Below are 16,118 nucleotides of genomic sequence, written 5' to 3'. Positions count from 1 at the left end.
CGGGGAAAGACTAGCAGGGCTGGGTGCTAATGCAACATAAATTGCAAAATTTCACATTAGGCAATAAATGGGCGGATCAGGCGCCGGTGACGGTCGGGATCCGCGGCGCCTCGGCATTCTCCTGGACCCGCGCGGCCACCGCGACGGTGATTGCCTGCGCCAGGCACATCGGCGCGGCCAGCGAGCGCGAGAAGGTGTAGTCATGCTCGGGCACGGCAAAGAGCACGTCGGCGGATTTCGCCAGGGGGCTCAGCGTGCTGTCGGAGATCGCCAGGATCGGCAGGCCGCGCTTCTGGGTCTGCTCGACGATATTGACCACCTCGTTGGCGTAGAAGCGGAAGGAGACCGCGAAGAGCAGCGAGCCCTCGTCCATGGTATGGGCCATATGCGTCGCCAGCCCGCCGCCGGGATTGAGCAGCACGACCCGCTTGCCCAGCATGGTCAGCACGTAGCGCAGCAGCTCCACCACCGGCGCGGCGCGCAGCTGCCCGACCAGGTAGACGTCGCGCGCCGCGACGATCATGTCGGCGGCGCGGGTCAGGGACTCGGGCGGGATCTCGTTCAGCAGCCCCTCGAGCGAGGCGATGTCGCGGACGACGAGCTCGCGCAGGAAGCCGTATTCCGAGCGGTCCTCGCGGTTCTCCAGCTCGTGCTCCAGCGCCTGCTTGCGGGCCTCGAAGCCCGGCGCGGCAGTGGCCAGGCGCTTCTGGAAGAGCTTCTGCAGATCCTTGAAGCCGGTATAGCCCAGCGACTGGGCGAAGCGCACGAAGGAGGAGGCGTGGATGCCGCAATGCTCGGCGATGGAATTCACCGACTGCACGGCGACGTCATTGGGGTTCTGCGTGAGATAGACCGAGATCTTCTGGTAGGTCTTGCTCATCTGGTCGTGGCGGTCGTGGATCAGCCGGATCAGCGTCTCGTAGTCCCTGGGGGCGCCTGGGGTCGTCGGCAGCTCGGCCATCGGTCATCTCTCCTGGCTCTTGGCCATGGCGGTGGCCGGAACAAGCTTTCGCACCCGAACTTATGCCATGCAACGAAAATTGCAAGGCGGCCCGCGGTCATGCCGGGCCGCCCGCCGCGTCAGATCGTGCCGCCGAGCGAGCCCTCCAGCTCGGCCAGCTCGCGCCCGCCGGCCATCAGGTCCTGCAGCTCGGCCGCGTCGACCTCGCCGCGCCGCGCGGTGCCCAGCGTCTGGCCGCGGTTGAGCACGGTGAAGCGGTCGCCCACGGCCAGTGCATGGCGGACATTGTGGCTGATGAAGACGACGCCGACGCCCTGCTTGCGGACCTTGTCGATCGTGGCCAGCACGTTCGAGGTCTGGCGCACGCCGAGCGCCGAGGTCGGCTCGTCGAGGATCAGCACCTTGGCGCCGAAATAGACCGCCCGCGCGATGGCGACCGTCTGGCGCTCGCCGCCCGAAAGCGTGCCGACCGCCTGGTCGGGGCCGCGCAGGTTGATGCCCATCTTCGACATCTCCTCCATGGTGACCTGGCTGGCCGCGGCCATGTCGAGCTGGCGGAAGGGGAAGATGCCCTTCTCGGGCTCGCGCCCCATCCAGAAATTGCGCACCACAGACATCAGCGGGATCATCGCCAGGTCCTGGTAGACGGTGGCGATCCCGGCATTCATCGCGTCGCGCGGGCTCTCGAAGCGGACCACCTTTCCCTCGACCCGCATCTCGCCGTCGCTCGGCTTGTGGACGCCCGACATGGTCTTGATGAAGGTCGATTTCCCCGCGCCGTTGTCGCCCAGCAGGCAGTGGCATTCGCCCGCGCGGATGTCGAAGCTGACGCCGTTGAGCGCGATGACATGGCCGAAATGCTTCTTGATGTTCTTCATCTCGACGATCGGCGCGCCCGTGGCGGGGCCGCCATGGTGGTAGGTCGTGTCGGCGGACATCAGCGTTCTCCGGTGATGATGCGGCGGATATAGGTGTTCATGATCACCGCCACGAGCAGGATGACGCCCAGGAAGACCCGGAAGAGCGAGCTTTCGGCATTGGCGAAGAACAGCCCCTGCTGCACCACGCCGAAGATCACCGCGCCAAGCGCCGCGCCGATCACAGAGCCGTAGCCCCCGGTCAGCAGCGCGCCGCCGATCACCACGCAGATGATCGCCTCGAATTCCTTCAGCAGTCCGCGGTCGGCAGCGGCGGAGCCGAACTCCATCACCTGGCAGGCGGCGAAGACGGTGGCGCAGAAGGCCGCGAACATGAACATCAGGATCTTGACCCTCGTCACCGGCACGCCGACATAGCGCGCCGCCTGGCGGTCGCCGCCCGAGGCGTAGATCCAGTTGCCGAACTTGGTGCGGGTCAGCAGCCAGTGGCCGAAGACGGCGAGCCCCAGCGCCCAGACCACCAGCATCGGGATGCCGTCGACCACCGGCTGGCCGGCGCGGTTGCCGCGGGTGAAGACCTCGATCCAGCCCTGCTCGCCCATCCAGCGGAAGGCGCCGGTCAGGATCTTGCCGCCGAAGAGCCAGGCCAGCCAGTCGCCCTGGGCCTTCTCGCCGACGCCCGAGATGATCGTCTGGCGGGTGAAGTAGATCGCGCCCCAGATCGTCGCGCCGCGCAGGATGTAGAGCGAGGCCAGCGTGACGATGAAGGAGGGCAGCCCGGTCTTGATGACGAGCCAGCCGTTCAGCCCGCCGATGGCGGTGCAGATCGCGAAGGTGAAGACCAGCGAGGCCCACATCGGCAGGCCGAGCTGCACCGAGAAGACCGCCATCAGCATGCCCGCGAAGCCGATCATCGAGCCGACCGAAAGGTCGAATTCGCCCGCGATCATCAACAGGCACGCGCCGACGGCGATGATCATGAACTGCGCCGAGACGGTGGTCCAGTTCATCACCCCCTGCAGGCTGAACATGCCGCTGTCGCCGGCGATGGAGAAGAACAGCGCGAAGACCAGGATCGTGCCGCAGATGCCGCCCAGCTCGGGCCGCACGAGCATGCGGTGCAGCGCGGAGACATCCTTGACGCGCTCATCCCTGGGCGCTGGTGCGGAGACATCCGTCATGGGTCTGGAACTCCTTGGTATCTGGAAAGGGCGGCCGGGCCCGGGAGCGGGACCCGGCCGGGGCGGCGCTCAGCGGAACTCGCCCGCGAGCGACTCGACCATCTCGATATTGTCCTTGGTGACGAAGCCCGGGCCGGTGAAGACCGAATTGGCGGGCGCCACGCCGTAGCGGACGTAGTTGGCCAGGATCATCACCGGCATCGCGCCCTGCAGATAGGGCTGCTGGTCGATGGCGAAGTTGATCACGCCCTCCTTGATCCCGGCCGAGATCTCGGGGGAGAGGTCGAAGGTGCCGAAATAGATCGCCCCGTCGAGCCCCAGATCCTTCACCGCCTTGACCGTCGGCGCCGCCGAGTTCGGCCCCAGCGTCAGCACAGCGCCGGTATCGGGATTGGCGGTCAGGTAGGCCTCGACCTTGTTCTCGATCTCCGACGGGTCCATGCCGCTGTCGATCATCTGGCTGCCGAGCTCGGCGCCGATCGCGTCGGCGAAGCCGCGGCAGCGCTCGACCGATTGCGGGTTCGAGATGTAGTGGTTCACGCAGAGAAACGACGTGACCCCGGCCTCGGCCTTCGCCCGCTCGCCCGCGCCGAAGCCCGCCTCGTATTCCGGCTGGCCGACATGCAGCAGCGCGCCGAGCTGCTTGCTCTGCTCCACGGTGCCTGAATTGACGGTGATGACCGGGATGCCCGCCGCGACCGCGTCCTTGATAGGGCCCTCGAGCACGTCGTAATCGGCGATGGTGACGATGATCCCGTCGACGCCCGCCGCGGCCGATTGCTGGACGATGCGCGCCATGTCGGCGAGATCGCCGGTCGGCGGGTTGCGGTACTCGGTCTGGGTGTCCATCTGCCGGTCCGCCTCGCGGATCGCGTTCTTGATGACGTTGAACCAGCTGTCGCTGTCCGGCCCGTGGCTGATCCAGACGAAGGACAGGTCGTCGCCCTGCGCGTGACCGGTCGCCGCCATGCAGCCCAAGACGGCCGCCATGGCCGCGGATTTCAGTAGTTTCCTCATGGAGTTCCTCCCTATGCCCCCGTCTGTTCTTCTGGCCGCCGGGGACCCGCGGCCGGTCGCGGTCAGGGGCGCTGCGCCTCTGACCGCCGGTCGAGTTCGCCGTCCAGCCGCTCTGCGTCCCAGCCCTCCTCCAGGGCGCGGGCCATCAGGTCGGCCTGTGTCGCGGGCGCCAGCCCGCCCGCGGGCGGGTCCGTGTCGAGATTGGTCGGGAAGGGATAGCCCTCCGCCGTGGCCGCGATCACCGCCTGGCGCGCCTCTGCGCCGAGGGCGGCCAGATGCGGATAGACCGCCTTGCACATCGCGCGCCGGTCGAGGCTCTCCATCGAGCGGGCGAAGGCATGGGCGGTCTGGATCAGGTTGACCATCCGCGTCACGTCGCGCGTCGTGTTCTCGCCCGCGGCATGGAAGAGCGCGGGGCTGAAGAAGATCGCGTCGCCCTTCTCCAGCGGCAGCTGCACGCAGCGTTCCTCGAAGATCGCGCGGAATTCCGGCAGGGTCGCGGCGATGTAGCCTTCCGCGAATTTCTGCGAATGGGGCAGCAGCTTGGTCGTGCCGCTTTCCACCGGCATGTCGCTATGGGCGACGCCGCCCTGCAGGACCAGCGCCGGGGCCATGGTGTGGATATGCGCGGGGTAGTCCGCCATCTGCTCGGCGCTCATGAAGCCCAGATGGTAGTCGCGATGCGGCGCCTGCGCCTTGCCGCCGGGGCGGACCTGGTTGACCTGGGTGGCGATCTGGTAGCCCGGGCCCAGCCAGGCGCGGCAGGCCAGGTCGATCACCGGATTTGCCATGTAGCGGGCATAGACCCCGGGCGCGGCGAGGCAGAGCTTCTGCAGCGAGTTCCAGATGCGGTCATTGGCGCCCGCGGCGGCGAAATGGTCGGCGCCCGGGCCCTTCGTGGCGCGCTCGCGGGCGATGATGTCGCGGAACACCTCCGTGGCGGCGTCGATCGCCGAAAGATCGGCGAAGGCGCGCTTGACCACGAAGACGCCCGGCCCCTGGCCGATCACCGCGGCCCATTCCTCTGCCAGTTCCGGCCCGGCCGCGGCGCCGTCATAGAGCGGGATGCCCTTTTCGATGGCGATTGCCGAGGGGCAGTCCTCGGGCCGGGTCTCCGTCGCCACCAGATCGCGGAACGCCTCCGTCCGGCAGGACGCAGCGAGATCCTTCATCGGTCTTCCTCCCTGATGCCCGGCGCCGCCCTCCACGCGGTGCCGTTGCCGGGATACTAGGTTCAGAACTCGATTTGCGTCAATTGAAAAATGACAATTTTTATTGCCGATCATTGCCGTGCGTTGCAGACCCGGCCATGCCGGCGGGCCCGCAGCGCCGGAACGGCTGCGGGCCCGCGGAAACCGGGCGCCGGGGCAAGGGCCGGGGCAGGGGCGCTCAGCCCATGCGGGCCGAGGCGTATGAGCCGGGCGAGGCGGGGAAGACCACCGTTTTCGAGCCGTTGAGGAACACCCGGCGCCGGGCATGGGCATGGACCGCGCGGGCCAGCACCTGCGCCTCGACATCGCGGCCGAGCGAGACATAGTCCGCCGCCGATTGCGCATGGGTGACGCGCACGGTGTCCTGCTCGATGATCGGCCCCTCGTCGAGATCGGCGGTGACGTAATGCGAGGTCGCGCCGATCAGCTTCACGCCCTTCTCGAAGGCCTGCCGGTAGGGGTTCGCGCCCTTGAAGCTCGGCAGGAAGCTGTGATGGATGTTGATGATGCGCCCCGACATCGTCCGGCACATCTCGTCCGAGAGGATCTGCATGTAGCGCGCCAGCACGATCAGCTCGGTGCCCGCGCGCTCGGCGATCTCCATGATCCGCGCCTCGGCGCGCGGCTTGTCGGCCTTCGTCACCTCGACATGGTGGAAGGGGATGTCGTGGTTCACGACCAGCTTCTGGTAGGTCATGTGGTTCGACACCACCCCGGCGATCTCGACCGGCAGCGCGCCGATCCGCCAGCGGTAAAGCAGGTCGTTCAGGCAATGGCCGAAATTCGACACCATCAGCAGCACCCGGACCGGCTGCGCCTCGTCATGGATCCGCGCCTCCATGCGGAAGCGCGCGGCGGTTGCGGCGAAGCTGCGGGAGAGGGACTCGGGGCTGGCGCCGTCCCCCGGGGCGAAGGAGATGCGCATGAAGAAGCGCCCGGTGCCGGGATCGTCGAACTGCGCGCTGTCGGTGATGTTGCAGCCCGCCTCGGCCAGGAAGCCGGCGATGGCGGCAACGATGCCGCGCTGCGCGGGGCAGGTCACGGTCAGGCAGTAGCTCGGCGCGGATGCGCTGCCGCTGCGGGCGGCGGCGGGGCGGGGGGCTTCGGCGAGGGTGTCGGTCATGGCTCAGAGCCTCTTGAGGGATTGCGCGGGATCGGCGAGCGCTTCGGGCGCGGGGCGGGCGCCGCGCAGGATCAGCCGCTCGGCCAGCTTGATGTCCTTCGACAGTGCCGTGCCCGTGCCCAGCCCCGAGACCGAGGCGAGCCGGCCGTCGGGGGCGGTCTGGAACAGCAGGCGCCCGCCGGGCAGCGTCCGGGCGACCGAAGGGGCGGCGGGATCGGGCAGCCCCGCGACCTGCAGGCACAGATCGTACTGGTCGGACCAGAAATAGGGCAGGGGCGCGGCCATCGCCGCGGCGCCGAGCATCGCGGCGGCGGCGCGCTCGCCCTGGTCGCGGGCCATCCGCCAGCTTTCCAGCCGCAGGCTGCGCCCGTCCTGGCGGATCGCGCAGCAATCGCCGGCGGCAAAGACATGCTCGGCCGAGCTCCGGTGCCCGGCATCGACGAGGATGCCGTCGGCGACCTCCAGCCCCGCCGCCTCGGCCAGATCGGTCCGCGGCGCGGCGCCGATCCCGGCGACGATCATGTCGGCCGCGACCATCCCGCCATCCTCGAGCCTCAGCCCGCCCGGAACGGGAACCGCGCCCTGGCCGGTGACCAGGCGCACGCCCTCGGCGGCATGGCGCTCGGCCAGCAGCTGCGCGAGCTCGGGCAGGACCGCGCGGCCGAGGATGCGCGGCGCCGTCTCGATCACCGTGACCTCGGCGCCCTTCGCACGGGCGGTGGCGGCCAGCTCCAGCCCGATCAGCCCGGCGCCGATCACCGCCAGCCGCAGCCCCGGCTCCAGCCGGGGCAGGATCCGCGCGGCATCGCTGTCGCGGCGCAGGTAGAGCGCTTCGGGACAGCCCGCGAGCCGCCGCGCCTCGGCGCCGGTGGCGATCAGCAGCCGGTCGTAGCGCTCGCTGCCCGCGGATGTCTCGAGCGCGCGGCCGTCGAGGTCGATGCCCTCGACCTTCGTGCCGAGCCGCAGCTCGATCCCCTGTCCGGCATAGGCCTCGCCCGGCATGATCGGCCGCGCCGCGCCATCCGTCTTCGACAGGGGCGGACGCTCGTAGGGCAGGCTCTCCTCCTCGGAATAGAGCCGGACCGGCCCGCCATAGCCCTGCTCGCGCAGCGCGAAGGCGGCGCGCACGCCGGCCTCGCCCGCGCCGATGATGGCCATGCCGGGCGCGCTCATGCCGGGACCTCGATCAGGACGTCGCCATTCTCCACCTTGACCGGATAGGTGCCCAGGTCCTTGCAGACCGGCGCGCGCATCGCCTCGCCGGTGCGGTAGTCGAACTGGCCGTTATGCTTGGGGCATTCGATCACGTAGTCGATCACCAGCCCGTCGGCGAGATGCACGTCCTCGTGGGTGCACAGCCCGTCGGTGCAGAAGAACTCGCCATCGGGGCTGTGATAGACCGCGAAGCTGCGCCCGGCATGGTCGAAGCGGACCAGATCCTCTTCGTCGATCTCGCTGGCGGCACAGGCCTTGATCCAGGGCATGGGATGCTCCTTTCCTTGTCGTCGTCTCGGGAATGGGGGTCACTCGGCGGGCAGGGCCGCGCCGGGGGGCGGGGCGGCATAGCCGCCGATGCCGGGGGTGGGCTGTCCGGGCTCCAGATCGCCGTGGAATTCCGGCCGGTAGGGCTTGGCGGTGGGCGGCAGCGCGCGCTTCACGAACCAGTCGGGATCGGAGAACTGCCGCGCCAGCGCGGGCAGGATCTCGCGATAGGCCGAGAGCATCGAGGGATGCGCGGGCGGCAGGTCGTGGCGGATCCGTTCGTGCAGGTCCTTCAGCCGGTGATAGGGGACCATCGGGAACATGTGGTGCTCCACATGGTAGTTCATGTTCCAGTAGATGAAGCGGCTGACCGGGTTGATCAGCACGGTGCGCGAGTTCAGCCGGTGGTCGAGCACGTTCTCGGCGAGCCCCAGATGCTGCATGTAGCCGGTCAGCACCATGTGCCAGGAGCCGTAGAAGACCGGCAGCCCGACCAGCATGAAGGGCAGGACCGAGCCGGTGGCGAGCGCGATCGCGGCGACGCCGGCATAGATCGCCAGCCAGATCCGGGCGATGCGGTAGGCCGCGGGGCGTTCGCTCTCGGGCACGAAGGAGCGGTCCTCCTCGGACATCCGCCCGGCGGCGAGGCTCAGCATGGCCCGCGCATTGCCGGCGAATTCGAAGATGCCGAAGAGGTTCAGCACCAGCCGGGCGACCACGGCGGGGCGCATGGCGATGATCTCGGGGTCGTGGCCGACGATGATCGTGTCGGTGTGGTGGCGGGTGTGGCTCCAGCGCCAGAGCACCGGGTTGCGCATCATGCAGAAGCAGGCCAGCTGGTAGAGCGCGTCGTTCATCCAGCGGGTGCGGAAGGCGGTGCCATGGCCGCATTCATGCCAGCGGCTGTCCATCGCCGAGGCGTAGAGCACGCCGTAGACGGCCCAGAACGGCACCGAGGCCCAGCCCGGCCAGAAGGCGATCCCCCCGGCCGCCGAGGCGATCATTGCCGCGAAAAGGATCGCGGTATCGCGGATTGCGGGCCCGTCATGGCGCTGCATCAGCGCCTTCATCTCCTTGCGCGGCACGTCGGTATGGTACCACCGGGCCGAGACCAGGCCGATTTCCTCTGCCAGCCGGGCATCGCGGCCCAGCAGGGCGTAGTCGCGGCTGCATTGCGGCATCGCGCGTCTCCTCCTGTCGTCTGCCGTCCTGCCACGGGGCGGGACGGGCCTCCTCGGGGTCCAGCTAGGGGCAGGGGGCGCGCATAGGCAATTGCCGGGTGAAAATCTTCGCATCAAATATTGCAAAACACCTCATCCTGGGGAAAGGATGCTGAGGGGAGATGAGGGAGGAGAGGATGGGCAAGCGACCGACGATCCGCGATCTGGCGGAGGAAAGCGGCGTGTCCGTGGCGACGGTGGACCGGGTGCTGAACGGCCGCCAGCCGGTGCGCGAGGGCACCGCGCTGCGCGTGCTGGAGGCAGCGCGGCGGATCGGCTATCACGCGACGCCCCTTTTGAAACAGCGCATTGCCGGGCGGGTGCCGGTGCTGACGCTTGGGCTGCTGCTCTTGTCGACGGACGAGGAATTCTACTCGCATTTCTTCGAGGTGGCCGAGGAGGCGGCGCGGGCCAGCCAGTCGCCGCGGCTGCGGCTGGTGACCGGCTACCTGCCCTCGGCAGTGCCCGATGACATCATTTCCGCGCTGAGGGACATGGCAGGCAAGGTGCAGGCGATCGGGCTGGTCTCGATCGACCATCCGCGCATCACCGAGGAGGTGGCGCGGCTGCGCGATGCCGGCATCCCGGTCTTCTCGATCCTGTCGGATTTCGCCCAGGGCGTGCGCGCCGCCTATATCGGCACCAACAACCTGAAGGTCGGGCGGACGGCGGCCTCGATGCTGGCGCGGGCGCTGCCCGAGAGCGATCCGCCGCGCGAGGTGGCGCTGTTCGTCGGCGGCTACCGCTGGCACGGTCACGAGCTGCGCGAGACCGGCTTCCGCACCTGGTTCCGGCTGAACCGGCCCGATCTCCGCGTGCTGGAGACCCAGGTCAATCTCGACACGGCCAAGCTGACCTACGAGGCGACCCTGTCGCTGCTGTCGCGCCATCCGCGGCTGGCGGGCATCTACTGCGCCGGCGGCGGGCGCGAGGGGCTGATCCAGGCGCTGCGCGACGAGCGGCCTAAGACCCGGATCGAGGTGGTGGCGAATGAATTCACCGAGGCGACGCGGCGGGCGATGGCCGACGGCGTCGTCTCGATGGTGATCCATTCGCCGGTGGAGCAGCTGGCCCAGAGCTTCTTCCGGATGGCGGAAGAGGCGCTGCGGACCGGCCCGGCGGAGACGGTCGGGCAGAAATTCCTGCCGATGCAGCTCTATCTGCCGGAGAGCTTCTGAGCCGGGGCCAGCGGGTCGAGCCGGGCGAGGAAGGCGTCGAATTCCTCGTCGGCGATGGCGACGGTGTGTTCGGGCCCGGGATAGGCCCCCGCGGCGACATCGGCGCGGAATTCCGAGAAGGCGGCGATGCGCTCCTTCTGCAGCCGCGCGTATTCGGCGGAGAAGTCGCGATAGCTGCGGGCATGGCGGGGCCGGTGGCCGCGGGTGCAGCCGAGCACGTCCTCGGCGAAGAGGTACTGCGCATCCGCGCCGGACCCGGCGCCCATGCCGAGCATGATCAGCGGCGAGCGGCGGGTCAGCTCGGCGGCCACCCGGTCGGGCACGACCTCGAGCTCGGCGCCGAAGGCCCCGGCCTCTTCCAGCGCCTGCGCCTGCGCCCAGATCTGCATCGCGGCATCGGCGGTCTTGCCGACCGCGCGGAACCCGCCGGTCCAGGTGCAGCGCGAGGGGATCAGCCCCAGATGGCCGACCACCGGCAGGCCCTCTTCGGCCATGGCGCGCACGGTGGGCAGCCCCGCGGCGCAGTAGAAGGCGTCGCCGCCGGTCTTCAGCGCCGCGAAGCCCGCGCGCAGGTAGTCCTCCGTGGTGACGAGCTCGCCATAGAGCAGCCCCACCTGCACGAAGCAGGGTCCGGCGGCAGCGCGCATCTCATCGCTCCAGAACGGGGCGATAATCGAGAGCATGTCGATCCCGGCCGCGGCGGCGGCGGCGGCTTCCTCGGGGGTCTCGACATAGAGCATGCTGAGCTGCCGCACGCCCTTGAGCGCGCGGATATCGGCAACGGTGGGTCGGGTCTGGGGCATGGGACGCGTCCTTGAGCGGAAAATGCCCGCAGCCGGAGGGGGCCGCGGGCGGGAGGAAAGGGGTCAGCCGGCCTGGCGCTGGCTCTGCATCCGGCGGCGGCGGCGCGCATCCATCGCCCGGTCGCCCTCGGGCGTGCCGTCATGGAAAGTGCCGAAGACGCGGTCCAGGGGGACCAGCCCGTCGCCGTAATTCACCTCGAAGAACTTGTGGTGCAGGTAGTGGGCATAGGCATGCGTATCCATCGCCGAGCGGTCGCCGGTGACCACCTTGTCAAAGCCGATATGGCCGATCAGCGAGCCGAAGGCGGCATGGTGCAGCGAATAGAGCGCATGCAGCGGATGGCTGGGCAGGATCACGTGGATCAGCACCACCGAGAAATAGAGCGCATGTTCCACCGGATGCATCGACAGGCTCGACCAGGGGCCGGGATTGACGTTGTTGTGGTGCAGCTTGTGGATCCAGCGGTAGAACGGGCCCCAGTGGATCAGGCGGTGGATGCAGTAGAAGTGGAACTCCCGCCAGATCGGGATCAGCGCCATGAAGAGCACGAACCAGACCGGGCTGTCGGCGAAGCTCAGCCAGGGCAGCTTGCCGGAGGCGAAGAGCCAGAGCATAACCACCTCGTAGGCGGTCCAGATCGGCACGCCGCTGCACAGCGTCCAGAACACGTTCTCGCGGGTCTGGCTGCCGAAGAGGAATCCCCGCTGGCCGGCCTTCTCGGGGAATTTCGGGTTGTACTTGAAGGCGCTGCCCTGCTTCTGCTTCATGTAGAGCCGCAGGTGGAAGGCGCCGAAGAACAGCGTGATCAGCACGGCATTGCGCGCCAGCAGGTAGAGGATCCATCCCGGCGACAGCGTCGCCATGGTCTCCATCGGCGGGGTCAGCAGCACCCAGATCCCGGCGGCGATGGCAAAGAGCACCGCGTTCCAGGGGAACAGGTAGCCGTCATGGCCGACCAGCCAGGAGAGCACCCGCTTCGGGCGCGGCGGCATCGCGTAGACCGGGGGGGATGCGATCGGGTCCTTGGGGACATAGTGGCCGCGCCGGTCGCGCGTGCCGAAACGGGTCTCGTCCATGAGCCTCCTCCTCTCGTGGGGTCATGTCCGGGGGCGCGGCCCCCGGCGGTTTCAGGACGCCGCCAGCGCCGGGTCCGGCACGGTGAGCCGGACATAGTCGATGCTGGCGGCCAGATGGCTGGCCAGGCGCGGGTCGCGCTGCACCTCTTCGGCGAAGGGCTCGAAGGACACCGCGCCCTCGTAGCCCGCCGCCAGGATGCGGCGCAGCTGGGCGACATTGCCCGCCCGGTCGCCGGGGAAGATCAGCCCGCGGTCGGGCTCGGACAGCGCCTCGGGGGCGGGGCCTGCGCGCGAGATGCCCGAGACATGGACCATGCCGAAATGCTCGGGGAACATCTGCGTGTCGCCGCAGCGCCAGAACTGGAACGTGTCGTGGCAGAGCGCGAAGTTCCGCCAGCCGCCCGAGGCCTCGACCGCCGCCACCGCCATCAGCTGGTGCTTCAGCGTCGAGCCGGCCATGCCCAGGGGCTCGACCAGCCCCTTGACGCCGGTCCCCTCGAAAAGCGGGCGTAGCGCGGCCAGCCCCTCGCAGATCCGCGCCTGCGCCTCGGCGGGCGACCAGTCTAGCGCGGGATCGACCACCGGGCAGAGCACGATCCCCGGCGCGCCGAGCGCCTGCGCCGCCGCGATCAGCGCCTGCGCCTCGGCGGCGCGCGCCGGGCTCCAGTCGTTGAAGCGCTGCAGCGCGTTCAGCGAGGCACAGCGCAGCCCCGCGGCATCGAGCGAGGCGCGGATCTGCGCCAGCGGCACGCCGCCGCCGAGCTCGCCGCCCATGTCGTTGCGGATCTCGACCCCTGCCGCGCCGGTCTGGCGGGCCAGCGCGAGGAACTCTCCCCAGGGCAGCTGCGGCGCGCAGGTGCGGTTCAGCGCGAAGGTGAAGGCCATCGGCTCAGACCTCCGCGTCCAGGTCGACCCAGGTGCCGCCGGCCTCGTGGCTGTCGGCGCAGGCATGGACGAAGGCCACCCCCCTGGCGCCCTCGGCCACGTCGGTCAGGTGCAGCCCCATGTCGTTCGGCCGCTGGCCCGTGCGGCGCGCGGCGACGGCCAGCCCGATCTCGGCATAGAGATTGGCCCAGGCATCGCTGAGCGCCTCGCCATGGCCGCGCGGCAGCACGATCAGCTTCTCCGCCTCGGGCAGCATGCCCGCGCCCGCGCCGCGGGTCAGGATCTGCACCGGCGCATCCAGCGGGGCGAAGCGCAGCTCTTCCGGCGTCTCCTGGTCCCATTCCAGCGCGCCGGTCTCGCCGAAGACGCGCAGCCGCAGCCCGCAGAAATTCCCCGGCGCCGCCTGCGTGACCCACAGCAGCCCCGGCGCGCCGTTGGCGAGCGCCAGATTGACGAAGGCCGTGTCCTCCAGCGCCTTCTCGGCGCCGCAGACATGGAAATCGGCGCGCAGCCGCGCGACGTCCTCGCCGGTGACGTATTTGAGGATGTGATAGGCATGGGTGCCGATATCGCCGGTGGCCGAGGCGCGCCCGACCTTGGCGGTGTCCCGCCGCCAGGCCGCGCCCTTGAAGGCCGGATCCGCGGGGCCGGTCGCCCAGTCCTGGACGTATTCGACATGGACCTGGCGCACCTTGCCGATCATGCCTGCCGCGACCATCAGCTTCGCCTGCCGCACCATCGGGTGGTAGGTGTAGGGATAGGTCATCGCCAGGACCAGACCGGTCTCGCGCTGGAGCTTCACCAGCGCGCGGGCATCCTCCAGCGTGTTGACCATCGGCTTGTCGAGGATGACGTCGATCCCGGCCTTCAGGAAGGTCTCTGCCATGTCGAAATGCGTCCAGTTCGGCGTGCAGATCGTCACCGCCTCGATGCCGTCCGCGCGCGCGGTCTCGGCCGCGGCCATGGCGCCGTAGGTGCCGTAGGAGCGGTCCTCGGCGATGCACCAGTCGCGCGCCGAGGCCGCGGCATTGGCCGGGTCCGAGCTGAGCGCCCCCGCGACGATGTCCCAGTGGTTCGACAGCCGCGCGCCCGAGGCATGCCATTCGCCCACCAGCCCGCCGCGGCCGCCGCCGACGAAGCCCAGCCGCAGGCGGCGTCCCAGGGGCGGATGGCGGAGATTTGCGGTTGCACTGAATCCCATCTGTCAGGTCCTTTCAGGTGCGGATCACGTGATAGGTCACCTCGTCGATCGAGGTGTCGGCCTTCGCGGCCTCGAAGACCTTCTGGCCATGGCTCATGACCACGAAGCGGTCGCAGACCTGGAAGGCATGGTAGATGTTGTGGGTGACGAGCACCGAGGAGGTCCCCTGGCCGCGCAGCTCGCGCAGATAGGCCAGCAGATGCTCGGTCTCGCGCACCGACAGCGCCGAGGTCGGCTCGTCGAGCAGCAGGATGTTGCGCTTGAAATGCACCGCGCGGGCGATGGCGACGGCCTGCTTCTGCCCGCCGGAGAGGAAGCCCACCTCCTTCTCCGGGTCGTCGATCCCCGAAATCTGCACGGCGGAGCCGAGGATCTCGATGGTCTTCTCCTCCATCGCGCGGTGGTCGAGGAAGCCGCCGGGCTTCACGATCTCGCGGCCGAGGAAGATGTTGCGGGTGATCGACATGGCATCGACCAGCGCGATGTCCTGGTAGATCGTTTCCACCCCGGCCGCCTCGCTGTCGGCGCGGCAGCGGAACTGCACCGCCTTGCCGTTCGCCAGGATCTGCCCGGAGGTCGGCGGGTTGATCCCCGACATCATCTTGACGAGGGTCGATTTCCCCGCGCCGTTGTCGCCGAGGAGCGCGACCACCTCGGCCTTGCCGACATGGAAGTCCATGCCGTCGAGCGCGGTGAAGCTGCCATAGCGCTTGACGATGTCGCGCATCTCCAGAAGCGGCGTGCCCGCGGGGGCGGTGCCCTTGACCGGGGGTTCCGACGGGGCGATGGGTTCGATGGCGTTCATGCTGTCCTCCCTCAGCCGCGGCGGCGGATGGCCATGTTCATGATCACGGCGACGACGATCAGCGCGCCCACGAACATTTCGAAATAGAAGCCCGGCGCGCGCATCAGCAGCAGCACGTCCTGGATCGTGAACATCAGCGCGGTGCCCAGCACGATGCCGAGGATCGAGCCGCGCCCGCCCATCAGCGCATGCCCGCCGATCACGCAGGCGGCGATGGCGACGAGCTCCAGCCCCTGGCCGCCGCCCGGCTGGATCGAGCTGACCCGGGTGCCTGCGATGATGCCCGCGAAGGCCGCCATGAAGCCGGTCAGCCCGAAGGCGATCAGCTTGGTCTTCACCGGGTTGATGCCGATCGCCACCGCGGCCTGGCGGTTGCCGCCGACGGCGAAGAAATGGTTGCCGATGCGGTGGTGGTGCAGCATCGCCCAGAACAGCACGGCGGCGATCAGGAACCAGATGATCGAGGCATGCACGATCCCGACCGAGCCGCCGAAGAGCGTGGCGAAGGGCTCCGACGGCTTGAACCTCAGCGAGGTCGCGCCGTGATAGAGCAGGGTGACGCCCTTCCACATCAGCATCGCGCCGAGCGTGGTGATGAAAGAGGGGATATTGAATTTCAGCGTGACATAGCCGTTGAGCAGCCCGGCCCCGGTGCCGACCGCCAGCCCGATGGCCGCAGCCGCGAAGGGCGCCCAGGCGACCGCATCGCCGCCCGCATCGCCGCCCCATTGCGCCGAGAGCGTGGCGGTGACGATGGCGCAGAAGGAATAGAGCGAGCCGACCGAGAGGTCGAATTCCCCCGCGATCATCAGCACGCCGACGCCGAGCGCCATGATGCCCAAGGGCGCGATCGCCTTCAGCATGACGGCGATATTGGCGTCCGAGAGATAGCGGAACTGCGGATTGGCCAGCGCCGCGGCGATCACCACGATCTGCACGGCGGCGAAGAGCACGGCGATGCCGCCCTCGGGGCGCGAGGTGATCCAGTCGCGCAGCTTGACGAGGCCGCCGCGCTGGTTGCGCAGGTCGACGGCCCTGCGGATATGGTCGGAAGAGGCGGCAGTGTCGCCCTGGGTCATGGACATGGCAAGGTTTC

16 protein-coding genes are annotated in these 16,118 nt (G+C 69.1%); 1 reads left to right on the top strand and 15 read right to left on the bottom strand.

Annotated features, from left to right (window positions below; translation table 11 throughout):
* Window positions 1–76 precede the first annotated feature (76 nt).
* From FGX59_RS08345 to FGX59_RS08305, 9 genes are all read right to left on the bottom strand, one after another.
* Window positions 77–961, bottom strand: coding sequence for a MurR/RpiR family transcriptional regulator (locus FGX59_RS08345; protein ID WP_138466065.1), 885 nt, complete (start codon window positions 959–961; stop codon window positions 77–79).
* A 119-nt stretch (window positions 962–1,080) separates the two neighbouring features.
* Window positions 1,081–1,899, bottom strand: a complete 819-nt coding sequence (locus FGX59_RS08340; protein ID WP_138466064.1) for an ATP-binding cassette domain-containing protein — start codon at window positions 1,897–1,899, stop codon at window positions 1,081–1,083.
* Window positions 1,899–3,020, bottom strand: a complete 1,122-nt coding sequence (locus FGX59_RS08335; RefSeq protein WP_138466063.1) for an ABC transporter permease — start codon at window positions 3,018–3,020, stop codon at window positions 1,899–1,901. The genes FGX59_RS08340 and FGX59_RS08335 overlap by 1 nt, the downstream gene beginning before the upstream one ends.
* A gap of 69 nt (window positions 3,021–3,089) precedes the next feature.
* Complete coding sequence (locus FGX59_RS08330; RefSeq protein ID WP_138466062.1) at window positions 3,090–4,037, bottom strand: sugar ABC transporter substrate-binding protein; 948 nt, start codon at window positions 4,035–4,037, stop codon at window positions 3,090–3,092.
* A gap of 62 nt (window positions 4,038–4,099) precedes the next feature.
* Window positions 4,100–5,209 carry a phytanoyl-CoA dioxygenase family protein gene (locus FGX59_RS08325; protein WP_138466061.1) on the bottom strand — a complete coding sequence of 370 codons (1,110 nt, stop codon included), beginning with the start codon at window positions 5,207–5,209 and terminating at the stop codon, window positions 4,100–4,102.
* 217 nt (window positions 5,210–5,426) lie between these two features.
* Window positions 5,427–6,371 carry a formyltetrahydrofolate deformylase gene (purU, locus tag FGX59_RS08320; RefSeq protein ID WP_138466060.1) on the bottom strand — a complete coding sequence of 315 codons (945 nt, stop codon included), beginning with the start codon at window positions 6,369–6,371 and terminating at the stop codon, window positions 5,427–5,429.
* Between the two features lie 3 nt (window positions 6,372–6,374).
* The gene (locus tag FGX59_RS08315) at window positions 6,375–7,544 is read right to left on the bottom strand and encodes an NAD(P)/FAD-dependent oxidoreductase (RefSeq protein ID WP_138466059.1); all 1,170 of its coding nucleotides are present in this window, start codon (window positions 7,542–7,544) and stop codon (window positions 6,375–6,377) included.
* Complete coding sequence (locus FGX59_RS08310) at window positions 7,541–7,855, bottom strand: MocE family 2Fe-2S type ferredoxin (RefSeq protein ID WP_138466058.1); 315 nt, start codon at window positions 7,853–7,855, stop codon at window positions 7,541–7,543. Before FGX59_RS08310 ends, FGX59_RS08315 begins: the two co-directional genes overlap by 4 nt.
* 39 nt (window positions 7,856–7,894) lie before the next feature.
* On the bottom strand, window positions 7,895–9,034 hold the full coding sequence (locus FGX59_RS08305) for a fatty acid desaturase family protein (protein ID WP_138466057.1): 1,140 nt from the start codon (window positions 9,032–9,034) through the stop codon (window positions 7,895–7,897).
* 176 nt (window positions 9,035–9,210) lie between these two features.
* On the opposite strand from FGX59_RS08305, the gene FGX59_RS08300 reads away from it, so the two are divergent.
* Window positions 9,211–10,251, top strand: coding sequence for a LacI family DNA-binding transcriptional regulator (locus FGX59_RS08300; protein ID WP_138466056.1), 1,041 nt, complete (start codon window positions 9,211–9,213; stop codon window positions 10,249–10,251).
* Here FGX59_RS08300 and FGX59_RS08295 read toward each other — a convergent pair.
* The 6 genes from FGX59_RS08295 to FGX59_RS08270 all read right to left on the bottom strand — a co-directional run bounded on the left by FGX59_RS08295 (window position 10,230) and on the right by FGX59_RS08270 (window position 16,107).
* The gene (locus FGX59_RS08295; RefSeq protein WP_138466055.1) at window positions 10,230–11,054 is read right to left on the bottom strand and encodes a 3-methyl-2-oxobutanoate hydroxymethyltransferase; all 825 of its coding nucleotides are present in this window, start codon (window positions 11,052–11,054) and stop codon (window positions 10,230–10,232) included. The genes FGX59_RS08300 and FGX59_RS08295 overlap by 22 nt on opposite strands.
* Window positions 11,055–11,117: 63 nt before the next feature.
* On the bottom strand, window positions 11,118–12,131 hold the full coding sequence (locus FGX59_RS08290) for a sterol desaturase family protein (protein ID WP_138466054.1): 1,014 nt from the start codon (window positions 12,129–12,131) through the stop codon (window positions 11,118–11,120).
* 51 nt (window positions 12,132–12,182) lie between these two features.
* Window positions 12,183–13,016, bottom strand: a complete 834-nt coding sequence (locus FGX59_RS08285; protein WP_171060562.1) for a TIM barrel protein — start codon at window positions 13,014–13,016, stop codon at window positions 12,183–12,185.
* A gap of 4 nt (window positions 13,017–13,020) precedes the next feature.
* Window positions 13,021–14,217 carry a Gfo/Idh/MocA family protein gene (locus tag FGX59_RS08280; protein ID WP_138466052.1) on the bottom strand — a complete coding sequence of 399 codons (1,197 nt, stop codon included), beginning with the start codon at window positions 14,215–14,217 and terminating at the stop codon, window positions 13,021–13,023.
* Window positions 14,218–14,230: 13 nt separating this feature from the next.
* Entirely contained in the window at window positions 14,231–15,022 is a 792-nt protein-coding gene (locus FGX59_RS08275; protein ID WP_138466051.1) for an ATP-binding cassette domain-containing protein, read from the bottom strand.
* Between the two features lie 11 nt (window positions 15,023–15,033).
* Window positions 15,034–16,107, bottom strand: a complete 1,074-nt coding sequence (locus FGX59_RS08270; protein WP_206078322.1) for an ABC transporter permease — start codon at window positions 16,105–16,107, stop codon at window positions 15,034–15,036.
* Window positions 16,108–16,118: the final 11 nt, after the last annotated feature.

Source organism: Poseidonocella sp. HB161398, assembly GCF_005870025.1.
Lineage (GTDB): Bacteria > Pseudomonadota > Alphaproteobacteria > Rhodobacterales > Rhodobacteraceae > Mangrovicoccus.
This window is presented reverse-complemented; position numbering and strand designations above follow the sequence as displayed.

Coding starts and splice junctions, on each gene's coding strand:
- FGX59_RS08300 (WP_138466056.1), top strand. CDS start 9,211: ATGGGCAAGCGACCGACGATCCGCGATCTGGCGGAGGAAAGCGGCGTG.
- FGX59_RS08340 (WP_138466064.1), bottom strand. CDS start 1,899: ATGTCCGCCGACACGACCTACCACCATGGCGGCCCCGCCACGGGCGCG.
- FGX59_RS08305 (WP_138466057.1), bottom strand. CDS start 9,034: ATGCCGCAATGCAGCCGCGACTACGCCCTGCTGGGCCGCGATGCCCGG.
- FGX59_RS08275 (WP_138466051.1), bottom strand. CDS start 15,022: ATGAACGCCATCGAACCCATCGCCCCGTCGGAACCCCCGGTCAAGGGC.
- purU (WP_138466060.1), bottom strand. CDS start 6,371: ATGACCGACACCCTCGCCGAAGCCCCCCGCCCCGCCGCCGCCCGCAGC.
- FGX59_RS08335 (WP_138466063.1), bottom strand. CDS start 3,020: ATGACGGATGTCTCCGCACCAGCGCCCAGGGATGAGCGCGTCAAGGAT.
- FGX59_RS08315 (WP_138466059.1), bottom strand. CDS start 7,544: ATGAGCGCGCCCGGCATGGCCATCATCGGCGCGGGCGAGGCCGGCGTG.
- FGX59_RS08330 (WP_138466062.1), bottom strand. CDS start 4,037: ATGAGGAAACTACTGAAATCCGCGGCCATGGCGGCCGTCTTGGGCTGC.
- FGX59_RS08285 (WP_171060562.1), bottom strand. CDS start 13,016: ATGGCCTTCACCTTCGCGCTGAACCGCACCTGCGCGCCGCAGCTGCCC.
- FGX59_RS08310 (WP_138466058.1), bottom strand. CDS start 7,855: ATGCCCTGGATCAAGGCCTGTGCCGCCAGCGAGATCGACGAAGAGGAT.
- FGX59_RS08280 (WP_138466052.1), bottom strand. CDS start 14,217: ATGGGATTCAGTGCAACCGCAAATCTCCGCCATCCGCCCCTGGGACGC.
- FGX59_RS08270 (WP_206078322.1), bottom strand. CDS start 16,107: ATGTCCATGACCCAGGGCGACACTGCCGCCTCTTCCGACCATATCCGC.
- FGX59_RS08325 (WP_138466061.1), bottom strand. CDS start 5,209: ATGAAGGATCTCGCTGCGTCCTGCCGGACGGAGGCGTTCCGCGATCTG.
- FGX59_RS08295 (WP_138466055.1), bottom strand. CDS start 11,054: ATGCCCCAGACCCGACCCACCGTTGCCGATATCCGCGCGCTCAAGGGC.
- FGX59_RS08345 (WP_138466065.1), bottom strand. CDS start 961: ATGGCCGAGCTGCCGACGACCCCAGGCGCCCCCAGGGACTACGAGACG.
- FGX59_RS08290 (WP_138466054.1), bottom strand. CDS start 12,131: ATGGACGAGACCCGTTTCGGCACGCGCGACCGGCGCGGCCACTATGTC.